This window comes from Vibrio kasasachensis (assembly GCF_050337565.1).
Lineage (GTDB): Bacteria > Pseudomonadota > Gammaproteobacteria > Enterobacterales > Vibrionaceae > Vibrio > Vibrio kasasachensis.
Window position 1 is genome coordinate 1 of the sequence record NZ_JAKJTB010000025.1, and the last position, 20,791, is coordinate 20,791.

At 43.9% G+C, this 20,791-nt stretch carries 23 protein-coding genes; 13 read left to right on the forward strand and 10 right to left on the reverse strand.

The annotated features are described in order from the left end of the window. Nucleotides 1-636: 636 nt before the first annotated feature. Nucleotides 637-1,188, forward strand: coding sequence for a gamma carbonic anhydrase family protein (locus tag L4C38_RS18590; protein ID WP_428799047.1), 552 nt, complete (start codon nt 637-639; stop codon nt 1,186-1,188). On the opposite strand, the gene L4C38_RS18595 is transcribed toward L4C38_RS18590, so the two are convergent. From L4C38_RS18595 to tsaC, 4 genes are all read right to left on the reverse strand, one after another. Continuing rightward, on the reverse strand, nt 1,178-1,444 hold the full coding sequence (locus L4C38_RS18595; protein WP_428799048.1) for a DUF1488 family protein: 267 nt from the start codon (nt 1,442-1,444) through the stop codon (nt 1,178-1,180). The two genes, L4C38_RS18590 and L4C38_RS18595, sit on opposite strands and share 11 nt — an antisense overlap. Next, nucleotides 1,444-2,277, reverse strand: coding sequence for a shikimate dehydrogenase (gene aroE / locus L4C38_RS18600; protein WP_428799049.1), 834 nt, complete (start codon nt 2,275-2,277; stop codon nt 1,444-1,446). Before aroE ends, L4C38_RS18595 begins: the two co-directional genes overlap by 1 nt. Before the next feature lie 68 nt (nt 2,278-2,345). Then, nucleotides 2,346-3,266 carry an oxygen-dependent coproporphyrinogen oxidase gene (gene hemF, locus L4C38_RS18605; protein ID WP_428799050.1) on the reverse strand — a complete coding sequence of 307 codons (921 nt, stop codon included), beginning with the start codon at nt 3,264-3,266 and terminating at the stop codon, nt 2,346-2,348. 19 nt (nt 3,267-3,285) lie between these two features. Then, a complete protein-coding gene (tsaC, locus tag L4C38_RS18610) occupies nt 3,286-3,843 on the reverse strand; it encodes an L-threonylcarbamoyladenylate synthase type 1 TsaC (protein WP_428799051.1) in 558 nt (185 codons plus the stop codon). A gap of 196 nt (nt 3,844-4,039) precedes the next feature. Between tsaC and purE the strand changes: the two genes are divergently transcribed. Then, nucleotides 4,040-4,525: a 5-(carboxyamino)imidazole ribonucleotide mutase gene (gene purE / locus L4C38_RS18615; RefSeq protein ID WP_428799052.1), complete on the forward strand. Its 486-nt coding sequence runs from the start codon at nt 4,040-4,042 to the stop codon at nt 4,523-4,525. Nucleotides 4,526-4,528: 3 nt separating this feature from the next. Beyond that, nucleotides 4,529-5,662, forward strand: a complete 1,134-nt coding sequence (locus L4C38_RS18620) for a 5-(carboxyamino)imidazole ribonucleotide synthase (RefSeq protein ID WP_428799053.1) — start codon at nt 4,529-4,531, stop codon at nt 5,660-5,662. 65 nt (nt 5,663-5,727) lie between these two features. Here L4C38_RS18620 and L4C38_RS18625 read toward each other — a convergent pair whose 3' ends face one another. From L4C38_RS18625 to L4C38_RS18640, 4 genes are read right to left on the reverse strand one after another with little or no spacing between them, the layout of a single operon-like run. Continuing rightward, entirely contained in the window at nt 5,728-6,306 is a 579-nt protein-coding gene (locus tag L4C38_RS18625; protein ID WP_428799054.1) for a DNA topoisomerase family protein, read from the reverse strand. Nucleotides 6,307-6,320: 14 nt separating this feature from the next. Then, nucleotides 6,321-6,797, reverse strand: coding sequence for a DUF494 family protein (locus L4C38_RS18630; protein WP_428799055.1), 477 nt, complete (start codon nt 6,795-6,797; stop codon nt 6,321-6,323). Nucleotides 6,798-6,799: 2 nt separating this feature from the next. Beyond that, entirely contained in the window at nt 6,800-7,909 is a 1,110-nt protein-coding gene (gene dprA, locus L4C38_RS18635) for a DNA-processing protein DprA (protein WP_428799056.1), read from the reverse strand. After that, nucleotides 7,906-8,766: a LysM peptidoglycan-binding domain-containing protein gene (locus tag L4C38_RS18640; RefSeq protein WP_428799057.1), complete on the reverse strand. Its 861-nt coding sequence runs from the start codon at nt 8,764-8,766 to the stop codon at nt 7,906-7,908. The genes dprA and L4C38_RS18640 overlap by 4 nt, the downstream gene beginning before the upstream one ends. A 172-nt stretch (nt 8,767-8,938) precedes the next feature. Between L4C38_RS18640 and def the strand changes: the two genes are divergently transcribed. From def to L4C38_RS18665, 5 genes are all read left to right on the forward strand, one after another. Next, on the forward strand, nt 8,939-9,448 hold the full coding sequence (gene def / locus L4C38_RS18645; RefSeq protein ID WP_428799058.1) for a peptide deformylase: 510 nt from the start codon (nt 8,939-8,941) through the stop codon (nt 9,446-9,448). A gap of 17 nt (nt 9,449-9,465) precedes the next feature. Further along, nucleotides 9,466-10,413, forward strand: coding sequence for a methionyl-tRNA formyltransferase (gene fmt / locus L4C38_RS18650; RefSeq protein ID WP_428799059.1), 948 nt, complete (start codon nt 9,466-9,468; stop codon nt 10,411-10,413). A gap of 104 nt (nt 10,414-10,517) precedes the next feature. Then, the gene (gene rsmB, locus L4C38_RS18655; RefSeq protein ID WP_428799060.1) at nt 10,518-11,798 is read left to right on the forward strand and encodes a 16S rRNA (cytosine(967)-C(5))-methyltransferase RsmB; all 1,281 of its coding nucleotides are present in this window, start codon (nt 10,518-10,520) and stop codon (nt 11,796-11,798) included. Nucleotides 11,799-11,948: 150 nt separating this feature from the next. Further along, nucleotides 11,949-13,325 (forward strand): Trk system potassium transporter TrkA, encoded by a 1,377-nt coding sequence (gene trkA, locus L4C38_RS18660; RefSeq protein ID WP_428799061.1) that lies wholly within the window; start codon nt 11,949-11,951, stop codon nt 13,323-13,325. A gap of 12 nt (nt 13,326-13,337) precedes the next feature. After that, on the forward strand, nt 13,338-14,783 hold the full coding sequence (locus L4C38_RS18665) for a TrkH family potassium uptake protein (RefSeq protein WP_428799062.1): 1,446 nt from the start codon (nt 13,338-13,340) through the stop codon (nt 14,781-14,783). Between the two features lie 21 nt (nt 14,784-14,804). Here the strand turns inward: L4C38_RS18665 and trhA are convergent, their stop codons facing one another. Together trhA and L4C38_RS18675 are read right to left on the reverse strand one after the other, a co-directional pair. After that, nucleotides 14,805-15,461: a PAQR family membrane homeostasis protein TrhA gene (gene trhA / locus L4C38_RS18670; RefSeq protein ID WP_428799063.1), complete on the reverse strand. Its 657-nt coding sequence runs from the start codon at nt 15,459-15,461 to the stop codon at nt 14,805-14,807. A gap of 87 nt (nt 15,462-15,548) precedes the next feature. Then, entirely contained in the window at nt 15,549-16,346 is a 798-nt protein-coding gene (locus L4C38_RS18675) for a sporulation protein (protein ID WP_428799064.1), read from the reverse strand. Between the two features lie 412 nt (nt 16,347-16,758). Between L4C38_RS18675 and L4C38_RS18680 the strand changes: the two genes are divergently transcribed. From L4C38_RS18680 to L4C38_RS18700, 5 genes are all read left to right on the forward strand, one after another. Further along, on the forward strand, nt 16,759-16,926 hold the full coding sequence (locus L4C38_RS18680; protein ID WP_428799065.1) for a hypothetical protein: 168 nt from the start codon (nt 16,759-16,761) through the stop codon (nt 16,924-16,926). 141 nt (nt 16,927-17,067) lie between these two features. Beyond that, complete coding sequence (locus L4C38_RS18685) at nt 17,068-17,334, forward strand: YihD family protein (RefSeq protein ID WP_428799066.1); 267 nt, start codon at nt 17,068-17,070, stop codon at nt 17,332-17,334. Nucleotides 17,335-17,637: 303 nt separating this feature from the next. After that, nucleotides 17,638-19,056 carry a cytochrome c oxidase accessory protein CcoG gene (gene ccoG, locus L4C38_RS18690; RefSeq protein WP_428799067.1) on the forward strand — a complete coding sequence of 473 codons (1,419 nt, stop codon included), beginning with the start codon at nt 17,638-17,640 and terminating at the stop codon, nt 19,054-19,056. Between the two features lie 56 nt (nt 19,057-19,112). After that, nucleotides 19,113-20,099 (forward strand): serine/threonine protein kinase, encoded by a 987-nt coding sequence (locus L4C38_RS18695; protein ID WP_428799113.1) that lies wholly within the window; start codon nt 19,113-19,115, stop codon nt 20,097-20,099. A 29-nt stretch (nt 20,100-20,128) separates the two neighbouring features. Next, nucleotides 20,129-20,731: a thiol:disulfide interchange protein DsbA/DsbL gene (locus tag L4C38_RS18700; RefSeq protein ID WP_428799068.1), complete on the forward strand. Its 603-nt coding sequence runs from the start codon at nt 20,129-20,131 to the stop codon at nt 20,729-20,731. Nucleotides 20,732-20,791 lie beyond the last annotated feature (60 nt).

Here is a 20,791-nt window from a genome sequence, read left to right on the forward strand (position 1 = left end):
CGTTCAATCTGAGCCATGATCAAACTCTTCAATTTAAAGTTTTTTCGGCTCAATGAATACTGACTTCAAAACTAATATTTATCCGAAGATAAACATGTAATTCTAAAGCTATTATCATTCCAACAGAATGATAATGAATTGACTGTGCCAAATAATTCCTTTCTACAAGAGAAAGTAGCTATTCGTATTGGTCACTCAGTTCATTGAACCCAATGTGTTTCCGAAGAAACAGTCATTGCCTAAGCAATAACTTATTGGATTATCATCAACGAGTGCCCACACAGATTGATAGGTTTATATTGTTAAAGAGCGTTCTTCTTTGTGACTCACATCACTTCGGAAGAGGCGGTCATTTTAGCGATTTCAAGTTTAGTGTCAACCACTTTTTTCAAACTTTTTTCAAGCAATTTGCTTGGCTAAAAAACCTTACTGACTCTGCTCTGGACTCTTTCGAATCGTTGCCGTGTCAGTGAGGTCGCATTATAGAGATCGACATCACATTGGCAAGCCCTTTTTGTTCTTTTTTTTGATTTTTCTATCGTTTGGGTATTTTCTAATCACTAACGCCTATTTCTTAAACTCTTCTTGGCAAAAGCAAGGCTATATTAGGCGGAAAACATCAATTAAGGAGTAACAATGTCTTCATTACGTAGCTACAAGGGTATTGCCCCATCCATTGGCGAACGCGTCTATATAGATAGCAGTTCTGTATTGGTTGGCGAAATTACTATTGGCGATGATTCTAGTATTTGGCCTTTAGTTGCCGCGCGTGGTGATGTTAACCACATATACATCGGCAAACGCTCTAACGTTCAAGATGGCTCTGTTTTGCATGTTACGCATAAAAACCAACAAAACCCTGAGGGGTATCCGCTTATCATTGGTAATGATGTGACTGTCGGTCATAAGGTCATGCTGCATGGCTGCATTATCAAAGATCGTGTTTTAGTCGGAATGGGCGCGATCGTTCTTGACGGTGTAATAATAGAAGAAGAAGTAATGATTGGCGCAGGAAGTTTAGTTCCGCCAGGGAAAGTACTAGAAAGTGGTTACCTCTATGTTGGTAGCCCAGTCAAACAAGCACGTCCTTTAAATGATAAAGAGCGTGCCTTTTTACTGCAGTCCGCAGCTAATTACGTACAGAATAAAGAAGACTACTTACATCAAGTAGCAGATATCACGCGATAAGCTCTATCATTCCTTGAGCGTTATACTCTTCATCTTCTATTAGTTGCTCAGCCTGCTCTTCTATTTCAAATCGATTCTGATCGAATACATCAAGGGCTTGCTGAGCACCATTAATCGTTTGGTCACTCAATTGACTTAAATAACTCACGCTAGCGACGCACTCAATTAAAGCACCAGACTGTTGAGCCGGAAACGTCACTGCATTAAGTTCTTCATTCCAAGTTTGGATATCGGGAAAGAGAATCGACTGATTCATTACATACCTTCTAAATTTTTTCTAAGCTCACGGAGGATCTGCTTTGTACCTGGTCTTAATCCACGCCACAACATAAAACTCTCAGACGCTTGCCCAACGAGCATACCTAAACCATCAAATGCTTGAATGACACCTTGTTCTAGTGCCCATAGGTTAAAGGTTGTTTTTCCTTTGCCATACATCATGTCATACACGCAAGTATGTGAAGCAAACACGCTAGATGATATTTCCGGTAGCTCACCACTTAGACTTGCCGACGTAGAATTGATGATAACGTCAAACGGACCTTCAACATCTGCTAAGGCAACCGCTTTGATTGGACCAAACGGCTGAAACATCGTTTCTAGTTGCTGAGCTTTGCTCAATGTTCGGTTGGTGATAATCAGTTGTTGCGGTTTTTGATCAAGCAATGGCTTGAGTACACCACGTGCTGCACCACCAGCACCAATCACTAGAATACGAGCTTCTTCTAATGGCACTTGATATTGCAGAAGATCTTGAACTAGACCAGCACCATCGGTGTTATCTCCCAAGATAATACCATCATCAAGCTTTTTCAGTGTATTGACCGCCCCTGCCAGTTCAGCTCGCTCAGTTAAGCGATCGGCAAATTGATAAGCATCTTCTTTAAAAGGTACGGTGACATTGCAGCCTCGCCCACCATGGGAAAAAAAATCGGCGGCAGTTTGGTTGAAGCCATCAACGGGTGCCAGTTCAGCGGTATAGCTCATTGATTGATTGGTTTGACGAGCAAACAGAGTATGAATAAATGGAGATTTGCTGTGATCAATTGGATTACCGAAAACAGCATAACGATCAATTTGTTGTGTCATATCCTTATCACCAAAAACAAAATAGGGTCTGTATTGACCCTATCACTATCTATATAAGGAGGAAAGCGTTACCACTCTCTTGGTTTGAGGTAGTTTTCATAGAGTTTTGCTTCCGCTGATCCCGGCTCAGGCTGATAACCATACTCCCAACGCGCCATCGGTGGCATTGACATTAAAATCGACTCGGTGCGCCCACCACTTTGCAAACCAAACAAGGTGCCTCGGTCGAATACCAAATTAAATTCAACATAGCGCCCGCGTCGGTATAGTTGGAATTGTCTTTCACGTACACCATATGAAGTGGTTTTACGGCGCTCAACAATCGGTAAATACGCTTGTGTGTACCCTTCACCGACTGCTTTTATATAAGCGAAGCATTTATCGAACTCCCATTGGTTTAAGTCATCAAAGAACAAACCACCCACACCACGAGTTTCATCGCGATGCGGCAAGTAAAAGTATTTATCGCACCAAGCTTTATGCTCGCTATATACCTCTTCGCCAAATGGGCCGCAGATTTCTTTAGCCGTGTTGTGCCAATAGGTACAATCTTCTTCAAATGGATAAAACGGTGTGAGATCGAAACCACCTCCAAACCACCAAATAGGCTCTTCGCCCTCTTTTTCGGCAATAAAGAAACGAACATTGGCATGAGATGTTGGTACGTAAGGATTATGAGGATGCATAACCAATGAAACCCCCATAGCCTCAAAACTACGCCCTGCCAACTCTGGACGATGTGCCGTTGCTGAGGCTGGCATCTCTTGCCCACTCACATGAGAAAAATTTACACCGCCTTGCTCAAACACCGCACCATTTGTCATTACACGTGTTCTTCCGCCACCAGCCAAACGCTCACCGGGTTGACGCTGCCAAGCATCTTGCTCAAAATTGGTTTTTCCATCAGAACGTTCTAGCTGAGCACAGATATCATCTTGTAATGACATTAAAAATTGCTTTACGGCTTGTTTATCAATTGCAGCTGGCATGTTGGCTTCCTTTTACTTGTTATCCTTGCCTAAGCACTTTTAGCGTTTTCGCATCACGAATTTCACTTGGCTTATCTCGCCCACTGGTTTCACCATGTAAAATCACCAATAGCCGATCGCCTAGCTGCGCTTGAACTTCTTGAGTGGTTAAGCATGGTGGGAAACCAGAAAGGTTGGCGCTGGTCGAAGTGAGTGGTTTCCCAAGTGCTAAGCACATTTTCTGCACCAAGGGATGATCAGTGACGCGCACCGCAATAGTATCAAACTGACCAGACACCCAATGAGAGACTCTATCACTGGCAGGCATAATCCAAGTGTATGGTCCTGGCCATGATGCTTTCACGGTTTCAAGCTGTTCTTGGCTGAGTTGAGATTCATCAATATAAGGCAGCAGCTGTTGGTAACTTGCGGCAATAAGAATCAATCCTTTTTCTACCGGTCGCTGCTTAAGCATCAATAATTTTTGAATAGCTTGCGGGCTATCTGGATCGCATCCAACACCGAACACCCCTTCCGTCGGGTAGGCAATCACTTCACCTTGTTGTAATGCACTCAGAGCTTGCTCAAAGTTATTCACTCACATTTCCTTTCTAATTTCTGTTAACATTTTTTCTCAGTGTACTAACAATCAAGCGCACAGCCTAAAGCAATTTTTTTATAAATTGTATCAATTCAATTTTTCCCTCGCGCAAACGTTTGCTTGGGGTGAAAATACTCGTATAATGCGGTCAAATTTACTTGCTCACCCCATAGGCAGCTTGAAGGAGTTTGAGATGAAAGTCGGAATTATCATGGGTTCAAAATCAGATTGGCCAACCATGAAACTTGCAGCAGAAATGCTCGACACATTTGGCGTAAGTTACGAAACCAAAGTGGTTTCTGCACACCGAACCCCTCAACTACTTGCTGACTATGCAACTAGCGCTAAAGATCGTGGCTTAAAAGTCATCATTGCAGGCGCAGGCGGGGCGGCCCATCTACCCGGAATGGCAGCGGCTTTCACTAGTTTGCCAGTGTTGGGGGTTCCTGTTCAATCTCGTGCATTAAAAGGTATGGATTCACTACTTTCGATTGTACAGATGCCAAAAGGAATCGCCGTTGGCACGCTCGCAATTGGTGAAGCAGGTGCAGCAAATGCGGGGATCTTAGCTGCACAGATCATCGGCACACACGATGAAGAAGTGATGGCAAAAGTTGAAGCATTCCGCGCTCAACAAACAGAAACCGTACTGGCAAATTCAAACCCAGCAGAGGAGTAATCCATGCATGTTTTGGTGTTAGGTTCAGGGCAACTGGCGCGTATGATGTCACTTGCCGGAGCGCCACTTAATATTAAGATTTCAGCTTATGATATTGGTAGTGGCAACATTGTTCATCCGTTGACTCAAACGGTGCTAGGTCGAGGCTTGGGCAGCGCCATTGCTCAAGCGGATGTGGTCACGGCCGAGTTTGAGCATATACCTCATGACATTCTCGATACCTGTCAACAAAGCGGCAAATTCCTTCCATCAACTGACGCAATAAAAGCTGGGGGTGATCGTCGCATTGAGAAGGCTCTCCTCGACAAAGCAAAAGTACGCAACGCAAACTATGCGGTGATCAATACCCGTGAAGATTTTGAGCTGGCGGTAGAAAAAGTCGGTATCCCAATGGTACTGAAGAGTGCTCTAGGTGGTTATGATGGCAAAGGTCAATGGCGTTTAAAGAATACCGCAGATATAGCGACCATTTGGCAAGAAATGTCTGAATGCCTTACCAGCAGCGACAATCAAGCAATTGTTGCGGAGGAGTTCGTGCCATTCCAACGTGAAGTTTCATTGGTTGGTGCACGAGGCAAAGACGGTTCAATTGCCGTTTACCCACTTGCAGAAAACGTTCATACCGATGGTGTACTTAGCCTATCCAGCGCGATCGCCGATCAAGCGCTACAAGATCAAGCACTACAGATGTTTACCGCTATCGCGGAAAGTTTAGATTATGTCGGTGTATTAGCGCTTGAATTTTTCGATGTCGACGGTGCTCTATTGGTCAACGAAATTGCACCACGAGTACATAACTCAGGACATTGGACGCAGCAAGGTGCTGAAATCTGTCAGTTTGAGAACCACTTGCGCGCGGTATGTGGTTTGCCACTGGGTAGTACAAAACTGGTTCGTGAAACCTCAATGATCAACATCCTCGGTGAGGACAGTTTACCCAACGAGATATTGGAAATGGCGGGTTGCCATATCCATTGGTACGGCAAAGAGAAACGCGCTGGTCGTAAAATGGGACACATTAATGTCTGTGGTGATTACCGTGGTGAGTTACAAAAGCGACTTTGCGCGCTTGCAAAAGTGTTGGATCAGCGAGCATTTCCAGCAGTACATGATTTTGCTAAAAGCTTTTCGAACTAATTTTACAAATTAGTGCCGCCTTATCAGCAGATAGAGAGTAAAAAGCGGCGATATACGCCGCTTTTTTATTCCGATTGAATGTGATTGCATTTTCTATCTGCGCACTGATATTTCGTACCACTCGCCAGCGTTTTTTCAACCAAAAGAGGGTAGCGACAAATAGCGCACTCTCCCATCACAGGTGGCTGATTAACAGCAAACTTGCACTTAGGGTAATTGTCACAAGCGTAGAACAACTTACCAAATCGAGTTTTCCGCTCTACCAAATGACCGTTTCGACATTCAGGGCAAGTAACCTGATCATTTTGTTGGGGTTCGTTTTGCTCAAGTGATTCAATATGATGACACTCTGGATAATGGCTACAGCCAATAAACATGCCATAACGACCTTGGCGAAGAACTAGTTCATTGCTGCACTGTGGGCAAGGTACACCCAACTCTTTGATTATATGCCCATCATTTTGATGTAATGGCTTAATATAATCACATTCCGGATAAAGGCTGCACCCTAGAAACGGACCATGCTTGCCATGACGAAGCTGTAACTCCCCCTCACGCTGCTCAGTCTGACATTTCGGACAGACCTGATGTTCAAGAGCGTGTTCATGGGCAGAAAATAATTGCTGATCTATTTTACTACTCATATACCTACAAAAATTTAATGGAGAAGACCTTGCTCATGGGTGTATAACAGCTCTTCCATAAGCGTGTATGCATTTTCATTGCCGGGCACGTTAAACAGCACCATCAATACAATCCATTTTAAATCATCAAGTTCAAAGTCATTTGTCTCTAAACCCATCACTCGATCTATTACCATTTCGCGAGTTTCTGTAGTAAGAACGCTGACTTGCTCCAAAAACATCAGAAAACCACGAGATTCTAGATCAAGACGCCTCATCTCTTGAGTTGTGTAGATACGCGTTGACGCCGCACCACTGACAGAAATAGCAGATTCAAGTTCACCTTGCTGCAACGCTGCCAATTCTTCTAGCCAGACAAGGGCTTTATAAATATCTTTTTGGTCAAAACCTGCTCGAAGTAATTCATCTTCAAGTTCATCTTGATTGACCTGTAACTCCGCATCGCTATGGATGTAAGTTTCAAATAGATACATTAGGATATCCATCATCATAGCTAGCCCCTCCCCTTACGAATATAGCCACCGGAAACTGCAACAACATGCCCTAAAAGCTCAAGCTCTAAGAGCTGCATCATGACTTCTTGCACTGGGATATGGGTCCTCTGTGCCAAAATATCAACAGGTGTCACATTTCTTCCTACGTTAGCTAGAAGCTTGGCAAATGGCAATTGTTCTTTCGGCTCTTTTTCCGCCAAGCTTTCATGTCTAGGTATATAACTATCAGACCAGCGTAATAAACTGTCTATTTCATTTAAAATATCTTCTACACCCTGCACTAAGCAAGCACCTTGTTTAATCAGTTGGTTGCATCCTCTTGCCTGAGGTGAATGAATTGAACCGGGCAATGCAAAAACGTCTCTCCCTTGCTCAGCGGCATAACGCGCGGTAATAAGAGAGCCACTTTTTTCCGTGGCTTCGATGACCAGAACCCCTAAAGACAAACCGCTAATAATCCTATTACGACGCGGAAAGTTACTCGCTTTAGGTAACGTTGCCGGATGAAACTCAGAAACTAAAGCTCCTTGTTGTTCGATCCGATCAGCTAATCCTTTATGCCGTGCCGGATAGACTTGCTTTAACCCACAGCCTAACACTGCCACCGTACAGCCGTTCGCATTGAGCGCTCCATCATGAGCATACCCATCAACCCCTAAAGCTAAACCACTAGTGACCACCAAGCCTTGCTCTGCCAAAGCGGCAGCAAAATACTTGGCACTATTAAGCCCATCAATGCTGGCATGGCGGCTGCCAACCATGGCAATTTGCGGGAAGCTAAGCGGCGCCAAATCACCTTTAATAAACAACACTGGTGGCGGGGACGGTATTTGCTTTAACAACGGAGGATAAGCGCTATCTTGCAACGTAATAATGTGATGCAGTGATGAAGTGGCTTTCCATTCAAGACACTGCTCTATATAGGCTTTATTCGGCTGATGAATAAAATTCACTTGAGTGGTACTTAACCCGACCGCTTGCAATCGCACGGGATCCCACTGCACGATTTGCTCTGGATCTGCTTTACTCAGTAGCTTTTGCAAGCCTTTAGCTCCCAGCCTTGGAGTAAAATAGAGTGTTAACCAAGCTGTTAGTGATTCAATCGTCATTTTGCTATCACCGCCGATTTAACTAACGTATCGCGCCCAATTGGCTGCCGACTTTCCGTAATCAACGCTAAGCTAAAGTGCTCATAAGATTGAATAACCATCAAACGCCCGACACGAGAGTCCGGAAACTGAAAATCATTATCTAAAGCCTGCTGAACCATTTGGGAGCCACGATCTGCAGGGAGCACTTGGCTACCTTTTTGATAAAGTTCAAAGACATGACCTTGCGCTAGGTCATCACGCGTACCTCGATCAATCACAACTACCTGATTATGCGCAGCATACTGAGCATCTTCTATTCCCCCCAAAATAGTAACCACACTTTGTGGCGGTGATGATTGCGGATAGAAACGTAAATTCAATGGCGATCTATCGTCTTTCAATACCGGCAAAGCGATATCGTCAACCAAGATTTCTTGTAACTGCTTAGTCACTTGCAAGCCCGACATCTGTTTGTTACTCAACTTTAACTCAGCCCAGGCAACTTGTTTAAGCACCACAACTTGGTATTCATCACGAGTATAAGTTTGGCTTAGATGAAATATTCCCCAGCTCAATTGTCGTTGCTTACCACTAATAAACAGTAACTCATCATCAGTAAGATACTGTTTACCATGGTTAGCACCCAATACGCGCGCCGCCCGTTGTAATTGCTTTGCCGTCAACAAGCGTGGGAATTCTAAATAAGGCAGTGATAGTGAATCTTGAGTCGCAGTCGAAGTTTGTTGCTCCAACACCCTAACTTTAGGGCTCAACTGGATCATCGGTTTGATGGTAACGGAAGTACTAGCAAAAGAAATGAGTGGTAAAACAAATACAAACAGTGCGATCCATGATTTCGACAATATCTGATACATAACTCAATCCTGATGTTCATTTTTCGGAAAACCAGATAAGAAAGGCGGTCACTTTATCGACAGAAAAGCACGTCAAAAAGCGTATTGATGCTGTCATTTGAAGTATAAAATGTCTAGAATTGAGCCAACGAGGTTTATCTCGATTCGGCACAAATCAATATTTCGAGTGTATATGTCTGTATTACAAGTATTAACATTCCCAGATGATCGCCTTCGCACCGTGGCAAAGCCCGTGGAAGCAGTGACTCCTGAGATTCAAAAAATCGTCGATGACATGATTGAAACCATGTATGACGAAGAAGGTATCGGTCTTGCTGCAACGCAAGTAGATGTTCATCAACGTATCGTGGTTATCGATATTTCAGAAACTCGCAATGAGCCTATGGTGCTTATTAACCCTGAAATCACCGAAAAACGTGGCGAAGATGGCATTGAAGAAGGTTGTCTTTCTGTTCCGGGCGCTCGCGCTCTTGTGCCACGCGCAGCAGAAGTCTCTGTTAAAGCGCTAAATCGTGATGGTGAAGCATTTGCGTTTGAAGCAGATGATCTATTGGCTATTTGTGTTCAGCACGAACTTGATCACTTAGAAGGTAAACTGTTTGTCGATTACTTATCGCCATTAAAGCGTAAGCGCATCCAAGACAAACTCACTAAGATCAAGCGTTTTAACGAGAAACAGTAACTCAGAAGGAAGCTACCTTGAGCAAACCTTTACGTATTGTATTTGCAGGTACTCCGGACTTCGCCGCCCTTCACTTGGCGGCGTTGTTGTCTTCGGAGCACGAAGTTATTGCTGCATACACTAACCCTGACCGCCCTGCAGGTCGTGGTAAAAAACTGACAGCAAGTGCCGTTAAGAACCTAGCACTTGAGTACAACGTCCCAGTTTTTCAACCAGAAAACTTTAAGTCAGACGAAGCCAAGCAAGAACTTGCTGAATTGAATGCTGACATCATGGTCGTCGTCGCTTACGGTTTGCTATTGCCTCAAGTGGTACTCGATACACCAAAACTAGGGTGCATTAATGTACACGGTTCAATCCTGCCTCGTTGGCGCGGCGCAGCCCCAATTCAACGCTCAATTTGGGCGGGCGATACAGAAACTGGCGTCACCATTATGCAGATGGATATCGGTCTTGATACTGGCGACATGCTAAAAGTGGCGACTTTGCCAATCGAAGCAAACGACACTAGTACCTCAATGTATGCCAAACTGGCAGAGCTTGGTCCCGTCGCGTTAGTTGAATGTCTGAATAACATTGCTGCAGGTACTGCTGTTCCCATCAAGCAAGATGACGAACTAGCGAACTACGCAAAAAAACTCAGTAAAGAAGAAGCTCGTATCGATTGGAATGACGAAGCAACACACATTGAACGCTGTGTTCGCGCATTTAATCCATGGCCAATGAGTCACTTTGACGTCGCTGAAAACAGCATCAAAGTGTGGCAAAGTCATGTGGCAGATCAAACCAGCGATGCACCAGCAGGTACCATTATTCAAGCGGATAAAACGGGTATCTATGTTGCGACAGGAAACGGTGTACTGGTACTGGAGCAACTGCAAGTACCGGGCAAAAAAGCCATGTCCGTCCAAGATATTCTGAACTCACGTGCGTCTTGGTTCGAAGTTGGTAGCCTACTCAGCTAATCAACAAATAAGCTTAACCATTACATACGCGTAATCGCAGTCGTTATTACTGTTAGTACATTTTAGGGGGCAGAGATGCTCCCATTTAATTTAAGGTATTCTCCATGAATGTTCGCGCTGCTGCTGCAAACGTCCTATTTCAAGTGGTAGACAAAGGTCAGTCACTGTCACACGCTCTTCCTGCTGCTCAAAAAACAATTCGCCCACGCGATCACGCTCTGCTTCAAGAGATCTGTTATGGCGCACTGCGCTATCTTCCTCGTCTTGAATCAATTACTAATGAGCTAATGGAAAACCCTCTAAAGGGAAAGAAACGTGTATTTCACCATTTAATATTGGTCGGTATTTATCAGCTAAGCTTTATGCGCATTCCTGCTCACGCAGCTGTTGCAGAAACAGTTGAAGGGACAGAAACATTACGCGGTCCAAGCCTACGTGGCTTAATCAATGCGGTACTACGTAACTACCTTCGTAATCAAGAGGAACTTGACGCGTTTGCCGTAAGCCACAACGCTGGCAAATATGGTCACCCAAGCTGGTTGCTTAAGATGCTGCAAGAAAGCTATCCAGAACAATGGGAGAACATTGTAGAAGCTAACAACAGCAAGGCTCCAATGTGGTTGCGCGTAAACCGACAACACCACACTCGTGATGAGTATCTAGCATTAATGGAAGAAGCCGATATTTCATGTAGTGTTCATGCGTACGCGGCAGATGCTATTAAATTAGACGCTCCTTGTGATGTCACCCTACTGCCAGGCTTTGATAAAGGCTGGGTATCAGTACAAGACGCCGCAGCTCAGTTGTCTATTGATTATCTTACGCCTAAAGATGGTGAACTCATTTTAGATTGCTGTGCCGCTCCAGGTGGTAAAACGGCACATATCTTGGAACACACTCGTGATACCGAAGTGGTGGCAATTGATAGCGATCCTACCCGACTAAATCGTGTTTATGACAACCTAGATCGTTTACAACTGAGAGCAGATGTAATTTGTGGTGACGCACGTTACCCACAAGAGTGGTGGCAAGGTGAGCAATTTGATCGCATCCTACTTGATGCTCCTTGTTCAGCAACAGGTGTTATTCGTCGTCACCCTGACATCAAATGGCTACGTCGTGCAACTGACATTGAGGCATTAGCTGAGCTTCAAAGTGAAATTCTTACGGCAATGTGGCAACAGCTTAAACCAGGCGGTACGTTAGTTTACGCAACTTGCTCTATCACACCGCAAGAGAACAAACTACAAGTGATCGCCTTCCTTGAGCGCACCAAAGATGCGCAACTACAAGACTCAGAGATCGACAACCCAGGCCGTCAGATTTTACCAGGTGAAGATGATATGGATGGCTTCTACTACGCGGTAATGACAAAGAAAGCCTAGCTTTGTCATAAAATTGAAACTTACTCTTTGTAAGTTTCAATTTTTTTTCAATATATTGGAATATGCTCTTTACCCAAAGATATGGCGTTTACTTTATTCGCCAATCAATATCAGATTTTGGGTATATCAGTAACAACATGAGATAAGAATATGAAAATCATCATTCTTGGCGCAGGTCAGGTTGGCGGTACGTTGGCAGAAAACCTTGTTGGTGAAAACAACGACATCACCATCGTAGATAAAAATGGCGATCGCCTGCGTGAACTTCAAGATAAATATGATTTACGTGTTATCAATGGACATGCTAGCCACCCTGATGTACTGCGAGAAGCTGGTGCACAAGATGCTGACATGCTTGTCGCAGTAACTAACACCGACGAGACTAATATGGCGGCTTGCCAAGTTGCCTTCTCCCTTTTTAACACACCAAATCGTATTGCTCGTATTCGCTCTCCTCAATACTTAGCTGAAAAAGAAGCGTTATTCCAATCAGGTGCCGTACCTGTTGACCATCTTATCGCTCCAGAAGAACTCGTAACCAGCTACATAGAGCGCCTCATTCAATACCCAGGCGCATTACAAGTCGTTAGCTTTGCCGAGCAAAAAGTCAGCCTAGTAGCGGTTAAAGCTTATTATGGTGGTCCTCTGGTGGGTAATGCATTATCTGCACTGCGTGAGCATATGCCACATATCGATACGCGTGTAGCAGCGATCTTCCGTCAAGGTCGCCCAATTCGTCCACAAGGTACCACCATTATTGAAGCCGATGACGAAGTCTTCTTTGTTGCGGCAAGTAACCATATCCGCTCTGTAATGAGTGAACTGCAACGCCTAGAAAAACCTTACCGTCGTATTATGATCGTAGGTGGTGGTAACATCGGTGCCAGCCTAGCAAAACGTTTAGAGCAGAATTACAGCGTAAAGCTGATCGAGCGCAACTACCAACGGGCAGAACGCCTTTCTGAAGAGCTGGAAAACACCATCGTATTTTGCGGTGATGCCGCCGATCAAGAGCTACTGGCAGAAGAAAATATCGACCAAGTAGATGTTTTCATCGCTCTGACCAACGAAGATGAAACCAATATCATGTCTGCTATGCTAGCTAAACGCATGGGTGCAAAAAAAGTGATGGTACTCATTCAACGCGGTGCGTATGTAGACTTGGTGCAAGGCGGAGTCATTGATGTTGCAATATCCCCACAACAAGCAACTATTTCAGCCCTGCTGACTCACGTTCGTCGCGCCGATATCGTCAACGTTTCTTCACTCCGTCGCGGGGCTGCAGAGGCTATCGAGGCTATTGCTCATGGTGATGAAACGACGTCGAAAGTCGTTGGTCGTGCCATTGGAGATATTCGATTGCCACCCGGTACAACCATTGGTGCTATTGTACGTGGTGATGAAGTACTTATTGCTCACGACCGCACAGTAATAGAACAAGATGACCACGTAGTAATGTTCTTGGTTGATAAGAAGTATGTGCCTGATGTTGAGGCATTATTCCAACCGAGTCCATTCTTCCTCTAAGGCGTTCTTTACATGGTTAATTTTCGTCCCGTACTGTTCGTTATAGGGTTAGTGCTGTCTAAGCTCGCCCTTTTTATGTACGTACCTACCATAGTGGCATTTGTTTCAGGCACCTCTGGCTTTATCGAATTTGGTCAGTCACTTTTAATCACTCACATTGTTGCTTTTGCTTGTTTAACTGTGGGTCGCACCGCTACCTTCAAACTCAGCGTGCGTGATATGTTTTTGATCACCAGTTTAGTTTGGAGCATTGCTAGTGCATTTGCCGCCTTACCCTTTGTGTTCATCAATCACATCAGCTTCACTGATGCCTATTTTGAAACAATGTCAGGCATTACCACCACCGGTTCTACTGTTCTAAGTGGCCTCGATAACATGGCGCCAAGTATTTTGCTTTGGCGTTCAATATTGCAGTGGCTTGGGGGGATAGGCTTTATCGTAATGGCGGTAGCTATTTTGCCAATGCTAAACGTCGGCGGTATGAAGTTATTCCAAACTGAATCATCGGATTGGTCAGATAAAAGTAGCCCACGCGCTAAAACTGTCGCCAAAAATATCGTATTGGTTTACCTCACCTTAACCGCGCTTTGTATGTTGGGCTTCATATTTTCTGGCATGAATGCGTTTGAAGCCATCAACCATGCGTTCACCACCTTATCAACTGGTGGCTATTCCACCTCTGATAGTTCAATGAACAACTTCTCGCACGGTGCACACTGGAATGCAGCGTTATTTATGTTTTTGGGTGGCTTACCTTTTTTATTATTTGTCTCCGCACTGACGAAGCGAAAACCAAGCATTCTGATTAAAGATGCTCAGGTCAGGGGGTTTCTCTACTTAGTCTTAGGCACTGGTGTAGTGATCAGCACATGGTTGGTACTGCGTAACGGCTACACAATACTCGATGCGGTGCGCGTCTCACTGTTTAACATCATATCGGTTGTGACAACAACTGGCTTTGGTCTTGAAGACTTCACTGCATGGGGGGCACTACCCGCCACACTGTTCGCCTTCTTATTAATGGTCGGAGCTTGTTCTGGCTCAACGTCAGGTGGAGTGAAAATATTTCGTTTTCAGATCGCTATGACATTGTTAAACAAACAAATAATGAAGCTAATTCACCCATCCGGCGTATTCATTCAGCGCTATAATCATCGCCCAGTTAACGATGATATTGTCCGTTCAGTGGTCGCTTTTTGCTTAACTTACTTCATTACTATCATTGTGGTGGCTGGTTGTTTGAGTGCTCTGGGGCTTGATCCTGTGACCAGTATTTCTGGCTCAATCACTGCAGTAGCAAATGTGGGGCCGGGCATGGGCAGCATCATTGGCCCAACCGGCAATTTCTCCCCCTTACCTGACGCTGCAAAATGGATTTTAAGCTTTGGTATGCTAATGGGAAGGTTAGAAATTTTGACTATTTTAGTACTTTTCTTCCCTGCCTTTTGGCGACGCTAGTTAAACGATTCAACGGAATCGTTAGATAGGTTGAACAAAATAATAAATAGCAAAGAAATGACAGGCGCATCCCGCCAATACAAACCCATGCCAAATCGCGTGGTTGTAAGGGATGCGCTTAGACACATAGAAAACCACCCCAAGCGAATAGATCAACCCGCCAAGCGCCAGCAAAGTTAAGCCACCCCATTCCACGTTCAAAGCCAGTTGATAGATCACCACTAACGATAACCACCCCATCATAAGATAAGTTATCAGTGATAATTTTTTAAATCGATATACGAACGCCAATTTCATAATGATGCCAATTAAAGCAATACTCCAAATGACGATCATCAAACCAATTGCCAATGGAGTGCGTAAACTGACCAATAGGAACGGTGTATAACTCCCTGCAATTAAGAGATAAATAGCGCAGTGATCAAAGGTTTTTAGAGCGCGCTTCGCGCGTTTATAGGGGATGGCGTGATACAAGGTTGAAGCAAGAAACAGCACGATAATGCTGCTTCCATAAATGCTCATACTCGTCATGGTGAGCACATCCGCATTATGCTCGACCGCTTTAGTCAGTAGCAACACCAACCCTACAATCCCAAAGACCATGCCAATACCATGAGTCATGGTGTTAGCTATTTCTTCTTTAACATTGTATGAGGTGGAATTTTTATCTACTGACATAACTGGCTACTCGGGATTGGACAAAGTCTGCATCCGAGTATGGCACATTAAGCTTACACGTGTAAGCTTAAAATAATAGCAGTTATATCAACACGTGGTTTCTAGATAGTCCAACACCTGTTGACCGGCCTCTTGAGGTGAAGCGGTTAGAGAAATCGTCAGCTCCCTCTTTAACTGACCCACACCTAGCAGCGACGCTAACATTCCTTTAGCACCTTCACGGTGCCTATCAACCTCAAACCATAACTTCAATTGCTGCTCTTCTCGAAAAGCCACCAGTTCAACTTCTCGCCAACGTCCATGATAAGGTCCTGTTGTAGGGACAAATTCGAACTCTTGAACAAATGGCAGGCTAAAGCCATCCACCGCTTCACATTCTACTTGGCGTATACGCATTCCTTGCGCTTCTAGTGCGGATAATATTCCATCCATCAACGGTTCAGGGCGAACGGTTAAAATATCGGTATCTGTTGGGTCTTTTGCCAATGCGATATCTAAGCCAGTATCCAACCAAACTTTTGAATCACCGATGGTCACCGGGGTATTCCACGGCACATCCAATTCCACTTCGAAATCACGCTTTTCTCCAGGGTGGATGGTAAAGGCATAAGGTAAATTCCATTTAGCCAAAACATAGCTTTGCGGCGCTCGACGTTTCTGAGTGGTTTGATGCTGGGCTTTATCGTGATTTACCGGCACTTCTTTGATGTAGCGGCAACAAAGTTTTAAATCAATATTATCTATAGCTTGCTCGGTCGCACCACCATAGACATGAATGGTCACATTTACTTTCTGACCAGGATAGAGCACTTCTTGCTGCAGTACCGAATCAACTTGAGCAGAGCCAATACCAAAACTGGCGAGGGTCTTTTTAAAAAATGACATATTACTCCTCCTTGAAACTTGGCTTAGTCAAACCAAACTGATGATCTCAATAATATTATTTGGTTTCTCCGTCTCATTTCCATAGACCATCTCATATTATTAACCTAGCTACCACTGCTAGTGATCAGGTTTTCACCACTCCGATACTAGCCTTTGTTCACAAACTCATCATAAAAACACTTTTATCCCTATAATTTATAGTGACTTATGCTTTTATTATAGTGATTAGATATCGACCAATTTCAGCCTGGGTGCTAACCTATCTTTGATATGTTCTTCATATCATAATCCCTATTCAAGCATTTGGATTGGCGAAGGCCAGAAAAGAGCCACCCTTCAGTAATGAAGCTTAACTCATGATTGGATAGGTCATTACGTTGGCAATGGATATGCCTGACAGTTAGGTAATTAGATGCGCCCAACAACAGTCAGGTTTTCGCACACAAACCGTAGTGCAACGCGTCGTCGCAGTGGTTTCACCACTGCGCTTGCCGCACCAAAAATTGCGCCTACTATGACTTTGGTAGAGAAAAACGCCATTCTGGTGACAACTCCACGCGAAGAAATTAAGGCGGCATAATAAAGAAGCGCAGTTACGCTGCGCTTTTTTCTTGCCTCATTTTTCTATCTAACGCTTTTCTTGCACTTTGTAGATTGCTATTCCCCATACCGATTTGTTACCTTTGTCCTAAAATCATTATAAATACTGTGGAGAAAGTAAATGAATTGCCATCGCATCGAAGAGTTAATTGAATTAATGGAGCCCGAGTGGCAAAAAGACCAAGAGCTCAACTTGCTTCAGTTTATTGTTAAGTTAGCTAATGAAGCTGGTTACCAAGGACAACTCGAAGAGTTGACCGATGATGTTCTAATTTACCACCTTAAAATGCGTAATAGCTCTAAAGATGAGATGATTCCAGGTTTGAAAAAAGACCAAGAAGATGATTTCAAAACTGCCATTTTGCGTGCGCGCGGTCTGATTAAATAACGCTCAACCCCTTTTAAAACAAGCAGCAATCAGCTGCTTTTTTATTATCTAACGTTAAATCCTCTGTTACTTCAGGTTTTTATTAAGGAAATAATTGTTAAAGGTTGATAGCGTTAAAGAAATGAATTTGTTATTCACTGTATACTTTCCCTTCTAATGATAATTTCAAAAGCAATGTCTGAAGTACAAAGCGCTCAAACAACATTCTAAGCATATTTTTTGTAGAGCACGACTTGGTTACTTCATTATTTAATATGAGCGCTACGACAGAAACTGCGCCATTGAAAGCCTAGAGGAAGCGTAATGAGTCAGGACAAAATCGACATCAAAGATGTGACTCCCAAAACTTATAACCCCAAGACCCATAAAGGGCAAGACGATCGTTTTAACCCAAACAATCGTATCTATGTTCGCGAAAGCAAAGGAACATTCCAAAAGCTTCGCCGCTATGGTGGCTGGTTCTTATTACTACTATTTGGTCTAGTGCCATGGCTACCCTTTGGTGAACGACAAGCAATATTGCTCGACATTGGTAACCAGCAATTCAACTTCTTTGGTACCACACTTTACCCACAAGATCTGACTCTACTCGCTACCTTATTTATAATTGCCGCCTTCGGTCTGTTCTTTATTACCACCTTCCTCGGTAGAGTTTGGTGTGGCTATCTATGCCCGCAAACGGTATGGACTTTTATTTACATCTGGTTTGAAGAAAAATTAGAAGGCAACGCCAACAAGCGCCGCAAGCAAGACTCCAATAAGCTCACAGCAAAGCTCGCCATGCGCAAAACACTGAAACATATTGCTTGGATAACCATAGCTCTCGCAACTGGGTTTACCTTTGTTGGCTACTTTGTACCAATCCGGGATCTGGTGGTGGACTTTTTTATTTTTGACGCTAGCTTTTGGCCGGTTTTCTGGGTTCTATTCTTTGCCGTTTGTACTTACGGAAATGCCGGATGGATGCGTTCAATTGTATGTCTACACATGTGTCCTTATGCCCGCTTCCAATCAGCCATGTTTGATAAAGATACCTTTATTGTTGGCTACAACATTGCACGCGGTGAAGATCGCGGTCCTCGCTCACGCAAGGCAGATCACAAAGCTCTTGGTTTAGGCGACTGTATAGACTGTAACTTGTGCGTGCAGGTATGCCCAACCGGTATCGATATTCGCGACGGATTACAATATGAATGTATTAACTGTGGCGCCTGTATTGATGCTTGTGATCAAACCATGGATAGGATGGGTTATGAGAAAGGTCTAATCAACTACACAACTGAACATCGCCTCTCTGGTCATAAAACCAAAGTAATGCGACCAAAACTGATTGGTTATGGCATGGTATTACTGGTGATTATCGGGCTATTCTTTGCGCAAATTGCGACTGTTGACCCGGTTGGCATGAATGTACTGCGCGATCGTTCTCAATTGTCTCGTGAAAACAGTTCTGGTGAAATAGAGAACACATACACCCTCAAGATAATCAATAAAACTCAGCAAGTTCAAAGCTATCAATTGAGCGTCACGGGTTTAAATGGCGTGTCTTGGTACGGAAAAACAACGGTACAAGTAGCGCCAGGCGAGGTCCTCACCTTACCAATGAGCCTTGGTATTAACCCTGAGAATCTCAGCTCTCCTGTTTCGACAATTCAGTTTATACTGTCTGACAGTGAACAATTTACCGTTACGGTAGAAAGCAGGTTTATCGAAAAGTTATAACCTGCTCAACCAACCAAGGATACGGAAAGGGCTCAGCAATGAGCCCTTTTATTTCTATGTCAGAGACAGCATTTAACTTTGAAGCGCTTACCCCCGATTTTATGTGGTATGCGATAGAAAGCATTGGAATTCGCGCCGAATCAGGTTTTTTGGCACTCAATAGCTATGAAAACCGTGTTTATCAATTTGTTGATGAAGAACGCCAGCGGTATGTGGTGAAGTTTTACCGACCTCAACGTTGGAGCAAAGAGCAAATCCAAGAAGAGCATGATTTCACACTCGAGTTACTTGAATCTGAAATCCCTATCGCTCCACCTTGCATAATCAATGGACAGACACTTCATGAATATCAAGGCTACCTATTTGCACTATTTGCCAGTGTTGGTGGTCGCCAATTTGAAGTAGATAACCTTGATCAGCTAGAAGGTGTCGGGCGATTTTTAGGTCGTATTCATAATGTCGGGTCACGTAAGTCTTTTATTCATCGCCCAACCGTCAGCTTAGAGGAATACCTCTATCAACCACGGGAAATCCTGCAACAGTCTCCATTCATTCCAATGCACTTAGAAAATGCATTTTTTAGTGATTTGGATCTTTTGATTAGCCGAATAGAGCAGAACTGGCAAAAACCCGATCAAATCTTACGCTTACATGGTGATTGCCACCCAGGCAATATTTTGTGGCGTGACGGACCTATGTTTGTCGATCTTGATGATGCTCGAAACGGTCCTGCCGTGCAGGATTTATGGATGCTGATTAGTGGTGATCGCGCCGACAAAATGATGCAGCTTGATATCATTTTAGACGCTTACCAAGAATTTAATGACTTCAATATGAGTGAGTTGAAACTAATTGAGCCATTGCGCGGTCTACGTATGGTGCACTATATGGCATGGTTGGCAAAAAGATGGCAAGATCCGGCATTCCCCATTGCCTTCCCTTGGTTTAATGACCCCAAATATTGGGAAGGTCAGGTATTGTCATTTAAAGAACAAATTGCGGCTCTCAACGAGCCACCACTATCACTAATGCCACAATGGTAAAGTTAGCAAAGCACCACATGGAGATAATAATGAAAAAGCTATTGGCACTATTTGCAATGTTAATGATGAGCTTATCGGTTCATGCCGCTAAGTTTACAGAAGGAGAATACTACAAAGTTTTAGATCACGAGTTAGCTAAAAAACCTGTCGTCTCTGAATTATTCTCATTTTATTGCCCGCACTGCAATACTTTTGAACCGATCATTCGTCAGCTAAAAGCACAACTGCCTGAGGGCGTAAAACTGCAAAAAAACCATGTATCATTTATGGGTGGTGCCATGGGTGAGCCCATGAGCAAAGCTTACGCAACAATGATTGTGCTAAAAATTGAAGACAAAATGGCACCGATCTTGTTCAACCGTATCCACACCATGCGCCAAGGACCAAAGAATTCTGAAGAATTACGTCAAATATTCCTTGATGAAGGTGTCGACGCGAAGAAATTCGATGCCGCTTATAATGGCTTTGCGGTAGATTCGATGGTACGTCGTTTTGATAAACTGTTTAACGACAGCGGTCTTTCGGGTGTTCCAGCGGTTATCGTGAATAACAAATATCTAGTGCAAGCAGACTCCATCACAAGTATTGACGAGTACTTCGCTCTAGTGAACTATTTACTAACACTAAAGTAACCACAGCAAAAGGAGCCTCGGCTCCTTTTTCCTAACTCCCTTTGTCGCTGTTCGTTCAAT

What these genes read in the sequence shown, in the direction of transcription:
- trkA (WP_428799061.1), top strand. Translation starts at nt 11,949, where the DNA reads ATGAAAATCATCATTCTTGGCGCAGGTCAGGTTGGCGGTACGTTGGCA.
- L4C38_RS18695 (WP_428799113.1), top strand. Translation starts at nt 19,113, where the DNA reads ATGTCAGAGACAGCATTTAACTTTGAAGCGCTTACCCCCGATTTTATG.
- L4C38_RS18640 (WP_428799057.1), bottom strand. Translation starts at nt 8,766, where the DNA reads ATGTATCAGATATTGTCGAAATCATGGATCGCACTGTTTGTATTTGTT.
- L4C38_RS18630 (WP_428799055.1), bottom strand. Translation starts at nt 6,797, where the DNA reads ATGATGATGGATATCCTAATGTATCTATTTGAAACTTACATCCATAGC.
- L4C38_RS18675 (WP_428799064.1), bottom strand. Translation starts at nt 16,346, where the DNA reads ATGTCATTTTTTAAAAAGACCCTCGCCAGTTTTGGTATTGGCTCTGCT.
- L4C38_RS18620 (WP_428799053.1), top strand. Translation starts at nt 4,529, where the DNA reads ATGCATGTTTTGGTGTTAGGTTCAGGGCAACTGGCGCGTATGATGTCA.
- aroE (WP_428799049.1), bottom strand. Translation starts at nt 2,277, where the DNA reads ATGACACAACAAATTGATCGTTATGCTGTTTTCGGTAATCCAATTGAT.
- L4C38_RS18590 (WP_428799047.1), top strand. Translation starts at nt 637, where the DNA reads ATGTCTTCATTACGTAGCTACAAGGGTATTGCCCCATCCATTGGCGAA.
- L4C38_RS18595 (WP_428799048.1), bottom strand. Translation starts at nt 1,444, where the DNA reads ATGAATCAGTCGATTCTCTTTCCCGATATCCAAACTTGGAATGAAGAA.
- L4C38_RS18685 (WP_428799066.1), top strand. Translation starts at nt 17,068, where the DNA reads ATGAATTGCCATCGCATCGAAGAGTTAATTGAATTAATGGAGCCCGAG.
- def (WP_428799058.1), top strand. Translation starts at nt 8,939, where the DNA reads ATGTCTGTATTACAAGTATTAACATTCCCAGATGATCGCCTTCGCACC.
- L4C38_RS18700 (WP_428799068.1), top strand. Translation starts at nt 20,129, where the DNA reads ATGAAAAAGCTATTGGCACTATTTGCAATGTTAATGATGAGCTTATCG.
- ccoG (WP_428799067.1), top strand. Translation starts at nt 17,638, where the DNA reads ATGAGTCAGGACAAAATCGACATCAAAGATGTGACTCCCAAAACTTAT.
- L4C38_RS18665 (WP_428799062.1), top strand. Translation starts at nt 13,338, where the DNA reads ATGGTTAATTTTCGTCCCGTACTGTTCGTTATAGGGTTAGTGCTGTCT.
- L4C38_RS18680 (WP_428799065.1), top strand. Translation starts at nt 16,759, where the DNA reads ATGCGCCCAACAACAGTCAGGTTTTCGCACACAAACCGTAGTGCAACG.
- hemF (WP_428799050.1), bottom strand. Translation starts at nt 3,266, where the DNA reads ATGCCAGCTGCAATTGATAAACAAGCCGTAAAGCAATTTTTAATGTCA.
- dprA (WP_428799056.1), bottom strand. Translation starts at nt 7,909, where the DNA reads ATGACGATTGAATCACTAACAGCTTGGTTAACACTCTATTTTACTCCA.
- rsmB (WP_428799060.1), top strand. Translation starts at nt 10,518, where the DNA reads ATGAATGTTCGCGCTGCTGCTGCAAACGTCCTATTTCAAGTGGTAGAC.
- trhA (WP_428799063.1), bottom strand. Translation starts at nt 15,461, where the DNA reads ATGTCAGTAGATAAAAATTCCACCTCATACAATGTTAAAGAAGAAATA.
- purE (WP_428799052.1), top strand. Translation starts at nt 4,040, where the DNA reads ATGAAAGTCGGAATTATCATGGGTTCAAAATCAGATTGGCCAACCATG.
- L4C38_RS18625 (WP_428799054.1), bottom strand. Translation starts at nt 6,306, where the DNA reads ATGAGTAGTAAAATAGATCAGCAATTATTTTCTGCCCATGAACACGCT.